The following is a 923-nucleotide window of genomic DNA, read 5'->3' as shown; positions in this document are numbered from 1 at the left end:
TTATTGCAAATTGCCCCAGCGTGCGACCGCCGGCTCGGCCGTCGCCCACTTCCAGCCCTTGTCCTGCTGGCAAGCGCTCGCCGTGAACCACCTCTCGGGCGCGTTCGGGCCGTCGCCGTCCTGCACCGAGAACACGAAGTCTTTGCACAGCGCGAGCGCCGAATTGACCGCGCGCGTCACGCGCACCTGGCCGTGACCGTTTTCGATCGGCAACGTGTGCTTGACCGCCCACGGTTTCGTTTCGCCGACCGCCATCGTCCCGACCAGCGCCGCCATCAGATCCTGCTGATCCTTGTGCATGCTGCGCATGTAGCGCGCGACCGCTTCGTCGGTGGCGGCCTGCACCGCCACGCCGACGCCGAGCGCGACGGCCGGATTGCTGGTCACGATGCCCGAAGCGACACCCGCCGCCGCGCCGCTCGCGGCGCCGATCGACGCGCAGCCGCTCGCCAGCAGGCTCGCGCCGACGCATAGCGCGCCGGCCGCGATGAGCCGCAGCCGATCACCCATCGGAACGCCAGGCGAACGCAATATCATTGCAGCGCACCCCAGCGCTCGGTGGCGGGTTCGGCCGATGCCCAACGCCAGTCCTTACCGTCGCGGCAAACCGACGCGATGTAAAACGCGCTGCTAGCGGGCTTGTCGCGTGTTGCGTTCTGATCGACGGAAAAGACGATTTCCTTGCAGTCGAGCGCGCCGGTGCTGATCAGGCGGCTGACGGTCACGCGGCCGTGCTCGTCGTCTTCGATCGGGAAAGAGTGGGTGATGCTCCAGGGAGCGACCGCGCCGACCTCGAGCGGACCAGCCGCCTGCGCGATGCTGTTCTGGGTATTCGTGTGGACCACGCGCTCCGAGTACTGCACGCCGGCGCGCGCGGCGGCGACCGCACCGAGACCGATACCGGTCGCGACCGCCGCATTGCT

Annotated in this window: 2 protein-coding genes; both read right to left on the bottom strand. The window is 68.5% G+C overall.

Going from position 1 to position 923, the window contains the following annotated elements; translation table 11 throughout:
* Positions 1 to 510: a hypothetical protein gene (locus tag AB3X86_RS38240; RefSeq protein WP_368599900.1), complete on the bottom strand. Its 510-nt coding sequence runs from the start codon at positions 508 to 510 to the stop codon at positions 1 to 3.
* 23 nt (positions 511 to 533) lie between these two features.
* On the bottom strand, positions 534 to 923 hold a 390-nt coding region (locus AB3X86_RS38235), incomplete at its 5' end, for a hypothetical protein (RefSeq protein ID WP_368599899.1).

The organism is Paraburkholderia sp. BR14374 (assembly GCF_040948685.1).
Taxonomy (GTDB): Bacteria; Pseudomonadota; Gammaproteobacteria; order Burkholderiales; family Burkholderiaceae; genus Paraburkholderia; species Paraburkholderia youngii.
The sequence above is the reverse complement of the archived record's forward strand: the minus strand, read 5'-3'. Positions and strand labels throughout refer to the sequence as shown.